The sequence below is a fragment of the Desulfobulbaceae bacterium genome (assembly GCA_015231515.1).
Taxonomy (GTDB): Bacteria; Desulfobacterota; Desulfobulbia; order Desulfobulbales; family VMSU01; genus JADGBM01.
The window spans coordinates 1-5,620 of record JADGBM010000150.1 but is presented as its reverse complement, the minus strand read 5'-3'; the positions used below and the strand labels follow the sequence as shown (position 1 = coordinate 5,620).

The window sequence follows — 5,620 nt, the reverse complement described above, 5'->3', positions numbered from 1 at the left end:
CAAGACCTGTGGCAATAGCACCATAGAGACTGGGCGGTGTTGCCAGATAAAAGATACGATTCCAACCGGTTCGAAACTCCTCATCAAAGGCTTTCAACGATGTCGCCAGGTCAGCGAAAGATTTTGGCGAATCGTATAGAAGTTGGACATAACGAAGATGGGCGGCAAACTCCTGCCAGCTTTTTTTAGTACCAAACTCTTGAGACGATAGATGCTTTTCCAGATGGGCACAAAACTCGGCGTCATTCATCCGGGTTCGACTGCAACCAACGATAACGAAATTCTCAGGCAAACTGCCCTGACTAAAGAGCCGGTATAGCGCCGGAATGAGCTTTCGAGCAGTCAAGTCTCCTGAAGCCCCAAAAATAACAATGAGGCAGGGATCAGTGTGTAAATTAGTAAAACTACAGCCGCAATCAATAGTTGAGCTAAGCATTGAGGTCCCTTTCCGGATAATTACTTGTCAGAATCAACAACTGCATGGCCACCGAACTCTCGACGCATGGCCGCCAGAACTCGATTTTCGAAGGCATCTTTCTCCCTAGACTCAAAGCGCCGAAAGAGTGATGCCGCAATTACAGGCGCAGAGACGCCGGTTTCAATGGCCTGCTGAACAGTCCAGCGGCCTTCGCCGGAATCGTCGACAACCCCCTTGATCGATGTCAGGTCAGGGTCACTTTCAAAGGCTGGTTCGAGCAGTTCGAGGAGCCACGAGCGAATGACACTGCCCTGATTCCACAGGTGCGACAAATCAGAATAGTTAAGCTCCTTGCCATACGGCGAATGGTCAATAATTGAAAAACCCTCCGCATAGGCCTGCATCATGCCATATTCAATGCCGTTATGAACCATTTTAACGAAATGCCCTGCGCCGCTGGGGCCACAATACATGTAGCCATCCGGAGGCGCCAGATCCTTTATCAAGGGTTCAATATGGTCAAAGATCTTTTTTTCACCACCGACCATGGTACAATAACCAACTTTCAAGCCCCAGATGCCACCACTAACTCCCGCATCGACATAGTGAATCTTTTTTACAGCAAGCTCTTCGGCATGCCGGATATCATCTTTATAATAAGAGTTCCCCCCCTCTACGACGATATCGCCTTCATTTAAAAGAGGTACAACCTCGGCAATATGATCTTCAGTAGTCTGGCCAGCTGGCAGCATCAGCCATACAATTTTGGGGGAGGAAAGGGATGCAACCAGTTCCTTAATCGTCAGACTTGCCACAGCGCCCTCCCCTGCAAGCTCCCTGGTTTTCTCAGGGGACCGGTTATAGGCAACCACTCTGTGCCCCGCCTGCAGCAAACGTCGAGCCATGTTCATGCCCATTCTGCCTAGCCCAATCATTCCAATTTCCATAACATTCTCCTCCGCGCCAATAAATTTGGCACAATTTCCAGTTGACTTCAACAAAAACAATTATTACTTCTCCAGCAGTGCTGGAAATAGTGCCTTACTGGTATTCAGCAAACATACGGGCCGTAGCTTACGTTCAGCCTTCCTTATTTTTGTTGCATATTTTCAGGAATAAAGCACTAAATACCATATGCGTATAATAGTAAATTTAAAAGTTAAATTAAACTGTTCCACCTCAACCGCTCACCTTCGCCCTTCATTCTATTTTATAAATTTACAAAATTAAAACCCGGAGAGCTTGCTGTGGCAAAATTTGATTACGATATTGGTATTATTGGCGGAGGTGCAGCAGGACTAACCGTCAGTTCCGGCGCTGCACAGTTGGGGGCCAAAACGCTACTTGTTGAACAAGAATCTGTGTTAGGTGGAGACTGCCTTCACTACGGTTGTGTTCCAAGCAAAACCTTAATTAAAACCGCACACGTCTATCATCAAATAAGAAACAGTACAAAGTTTGGCCTTCCCCAGGCCCAAATTGCTCCTGTTAACTACACCGATGTTGCGGCCAGAATTAAATCTGTCATTGATGTCATTCAGGTGCACGACTCAGTTGAACGTTTTTGCAAACTTGGTGTCCAAGTCAAGTTTGGTCAGGCTGAGTTTACTGATGAGCACACCGTTCGTCTAAATGGCAGGCAGTTCTCGGCAAAATTCTGGGTCATTGCAACGGGCTCTTCTTCGGCTATTCCTAACTTAAAAGGCTTGGACGCCACATCTTTTCTAACAAATAAAGAGATTTTTAGCTTAGACAAACTGCCCACGTCAATGGCCATTTACGGCGCAGGCCCTATCGCCATTGAGATGGCTCAATCATTTAATCGACTCGGCACAGAAGTTCATGTGATTCAGCGCAGCGGCCAAATCCTCAGCAAAGAGGACAAGGATGTCGCAGACCTTGCCATGAAGGCGCTCGCAGAAGAAGGCGTCATATTTCATCTCAATTGTACGGTAAGTGAGATTCGGGATTGTGGTGCCACGAAAGAACTGCAGATTTCTGACGCAGACGGTCAGAAGACTGCCCTTGCCGTTGAAGAAATTCTGATCGCTTTGGGACGAAAACCGAACACTGACAATCTTGGGCTTGATCATATTGGCCTTGACTATAGCAACAAAGGCATCGTTGTTGATGCCCGTCTGCGCACCAATCACTCGCATATATTTGCTCCAGGTGATGTCAACGGCTCTTTCATGTTTACCCACGCCGCCGGCTATGAAGGCGGGATAGTGGTGAGTAACGCGGTGTTCAGGCTGCCACGCAAGGCAGACTACACCTACCTGCCTTGGTGCACATACACCCACCCTGAAATAGCCAGTGTGGGCTTCAATGAGAAGGCAGCCCAGGCTAAAGGAATTTCCTACAATGTCTGGACGGAAGATTTTGCTAACAATGATAGAGCGCTTGCCGAAGGAGAAGCGGCTGGAAAAATAAAGATGCTCTTAAATGACAAAGAGAAACCTATCGGAATACAGATTATCGGTCCACATGCAGGAGACCTTTTAGGTGAGTGGGTTGCCATACTTAATGGTAAAGTTAAACTTGCCACCCTGGCCGGTGCGGTGCATCCCTACCCGACTCTTGCTGAGATCAACAAAAGGGTCGCGGGCACTTATTTTTCGGGGAAGATTTTTTCGGACACTGTAAAAAAAGGGCTTAAACTCTTTTTTAATCTTAAAGGCGGCACTGGAGAGAATCCATGCAGTAAACTGTAATGTCACCAGACACATCGTATTTCGTCAAAAAAGAGGAGTTTTATCATACTCAGAATCATCCCCACTGAAAGGATTTTCTTGCTCAAGGGCGCTATGGCTTTGCAACTCATCAGTGACACCCTCATTGCCTTGTCCATCCTTCTCACTCGCCTGGACAATTAAACGTAAATCTATATACTCAGCCAAGACCGCAGCGTGTTTTTCTGCCAAAAAGAACCGAATACCAACCAGCGAGGTGACAAAGTTTGCGTATTGAGACCAAATAATTTCCGCTTCTGGGGCAAAGATTACCGTTTGTACCCTTGCCCCGTGCAAGCATAAATTTATGGAAACATGGCAAAGGGTAGTGCCGACAGCCACTTTTTGCGGGATACTAACCAGTATCTTTGCCCCTTGTATCGCAATATCTTCAATCACCCCGTTATAGACCCGCTGTTTTTGTGGTAACGAAAAAGTAACATCAGAGGCATAGAATGGGGTCACCCTGTCATATTTTCGGCGATGGATGTAGTAAATCTGCTTGGGCAGCTCAAAGCCGACATAACCGCCAGCTTTTTTGATCCGCTTGCAGGTAAAAAATCGTATAGGATTACCTTGACGGTGATAGTAGAAAGTACACGTATCCGAGTTGCACGAGGGCTCATGGGGATGATGCAACACGAAAATCTCCCCGCTACTGGCAGATGTCTTGGCAACAGCAGGTAAGCGCGTACTGTTCTTGAGGCCACGTCGTGCACAGACCAAGCCGGTCTTTCCTTGGACTAGCAGGTCGATCTCCCTGCGAATGGTCTCGACATCTTCAGACCAAATAATTTTCTTCATGCTCTCGGTATCCGAATTATTGAATTCCTATACGAAACGAGTACAAGGCGTAAGACTCCGAGCCATAAATGCCCCGAGGGATTTCCTGGGTCCCAGCTAAAAACATACCGGGATGACGTTTGTTCGTAATACCATATGATGACGGCTTATAAAAATCTTATTGCCGACTTGCCTGCACCTGCTCCCGCGTTTCTTTTTGCCTATAGTCCTTAATAGTTTTTCGAATCACAAGACCACAGCCGGAAAGCATAAAAACAAGTACGAACAATGAGACGAAAAGTTTCTTCACGTTTATGACCTTATGATTCCCGCTGCTGTAAACTAAAGCAGCCACAACTGACAAATCGCATAGCGATTCCAGGGGGCGGTCCGCAAAAATCAAACACCAGCAATTTTACTTGCTACTTCAGCTCGATTTCGTCCACCTTCTTTAGCTTTGTATAGGGCAATATCTGCTTCAAAAATCATCTCATCACTGCTCTTGCCGTGATCGGGATAGACAGAGACACCAATGGACACGGTAATAGGTGGCAACGTTGTTTTCCGGTAGCTAATCTGAACATCTTCACGAATTGCAACGCAGAGTTCGTTGGCCCGTTTTTCCCCAGACTCCTTAGTTGCCCCCGGCATAATAAGCACAAACTCTTCCCCGCCGAAACGACAGACCACATCTTCACCACGTGAATGTTCAAGTAAAAACTCACCAATTTTCTGCAGAACAACATCACCGGCCATGTGGCCATACATATCATTGATATTTTTAAAATGGTCCACATCAAGCATGATAATGGCCAGAGAGCTTTCATGCCGCTTGGCCCGGCTCACCTCCCTCTTCAGAGACTCTTCCATATGACGCCGGTTAAACAGGCCCGTCAGCTGGTCGCGAATGGATAATGTCAGCAGCTCCTCCTGAGTCTCCTGCAGCTCCTCAATGAGCCTCTCTTTATCTCGTTCTTCCTTTTGCCTCTCTAGGGCGTTGGCGAAAATAACTCCCAGGACTTGCAGAAGCAAAGTAATGGTCGAGGAGTAAGCCTCAGACTTCAGTATCCAGTCAAAGCCGACAAACCCGGCCATTCGACCATTAATCCTCATGGTAAATACCGCAAAAGCCTGAGCGAATTCTCAATAAACTGCTGTTTTTCGTTGACCGCCTCAGGAGGAAACTGATCGACACTGGAAATATACAGCGAACCTTTTTTTTCTAACTCCGTCATTGACCAGGGGAATAAATCCGCCTGTGCACTGACCCTCTCACCTATTTTGGGTTCGATGTTTTCAGCGCAGTACTCGTGGGTATTACACAACTCCCGTTTTTCATCACAATAAGTGAACACATACGATCGATCAGCTTTGGTAAACAGACCAACCTTCTTAAGGGCATTGTTAATGCCGGTATCAATTTCTGAGGGTAACAGGTTGATAAATTCTGTCGATATCACTCGAATTACAGATTCAAATTCAAGCCGTTGTTTAAGTTCACTCTCAACTCTTTGGCAACTGACCACGTCCTGAGCCAGAGCACCCATAGTGAGCATCTTACTTTCTATAATGCTAAGCCTTTGTTCCAGTTCTTGAATTTTATTTTCTGACATTAGTATTTCCTATTATTGACTAAGCCAAGACACAACACCCGTTTCAAACTGTTTTAAGGCGGCAATTTCCCATT

At 46.4% G+C, this 5,620-nt stretch carries 6 protein-coding genes; 1 reads left to right on the top strand and 5 read right to left on the bottom strand.

The features are described from left to right. Together HQK80_14980 and gnd are read right to left on the bottom strand one after the other, a co-directional pair. Positions 1 to 436 (bottom strand): glucose-6-phosphate dehydrogenase (locus HQK80_14980; protein MBF0223500.1); only part of this gene is annotated, 436 nt, incomplete at its 3' end. A gap of 20 nt (positions 437 to 456) precedes the next feature. Continuing rightward, positions 457 to 1,365, bottom strand: coding sequence for a decarboxylating 6-phosphogluconate dehydrogenase (gene gnd / locus HQK80_14975; GenBank protein ID MBF0223499.1), 909 nt, complete (start codon positions 1,363 to 1,365; stop codon positions 457 to 459). A gap of 300 nt (positions 1,366 to 1,665) precedes the next feature. Between gnd and HQK80_14970 the strand changes: the two genes are divergently transcribed. After that, complete coding sequence (locus HQK80_14970) at positions 1,666 to 3,132, top strand: FAD-dependent oxidoreductase (protein MBF0223498.1); 1,467 nt, start codon at positions 1,666 to 1,668, stop codon at positions 3,130 to 3,132. A 24-nt stretch (positions 3,133 to 3,156) separates the two neighbouring features. Here HQK80_14970 and HQK80_14965 read toward each other — a convergent pair whose 3' ends face one another. The 3 genes from HQK80_14965 to HQK80_14955 all read right to left on the bottom strand — a co-directional run bounded on the left by HQK80_14965 (position 3,157) and on the right by HQK80_14955 (position 5,546). Continuing rightward, positions 3,157 to 3,954 carry a PilZ domain-containing protein gene (locus tag HQK80_14965; protein ID MBF0223497.1) on the bottom strand — a complete coding sequence of 266 codons (798 nt, stop codon included), beginning with the start codon at positions 3,952 to 3,954 and terminating at the stop codon, positions 3,157 to 3,159. Between the two features lie 378 nt (positions 3,955 to 4,332). Next, positions 4,333 to 5,046, bottom strand: a complete 714-nt coding sequence (locus tag HQK80_14960) for a GGDEF domain-containing protein (GenBank protein ID MBF0223496.1) — start codon at positions 5,044 to 5,046, stop codon at positions 4,333 to 4,335. After that, positions 5,043 to 5,546, bottom strand: a complete 504-nt coding sequence (locus HQK80_14955; GenBank protein MBF0223495.1) for a hypothetical protein — start codon at positions 5,544 to 5,546, stop codon at positions 5,043 to 5,045. Before HQK80_14955 ends, HQK80_14960 begins: the two co-directional genes overlap by 4 nt. Positions 5,547 to 5,620 lie beyond the last annotated feature (74 nt).

Coding starts and splice junctions, on each gene's coding strand:
- gnd (MBF0223499.1), bottom strand. CDS start 1,365: ATGGAAATTGGAATGATTGGGCTAGGCAGAATGGGCATGAACATGGCT.
- HQK80_14965 (MBF0223497.1), bottom strand. CDS start 3,954: ATGAAGAAAATTATTTGGTCTGAAGATGTCGAGACCATTCGCAGGGAG.
- HQK80_14960 (MBF0223496.1), bottom strand. CDS start 5,046: ATGAGGATTAATGGTCGAATGGCCGGGTTTGTCGGCTTTGACTGGATA.
- HQK80_14955 (MBF0223495.1), bottom strand. CDS start 5,546: ATGTCAGAAAATAAAATTCAAGAACTGGAACAAAGGCTTAGCATTATA.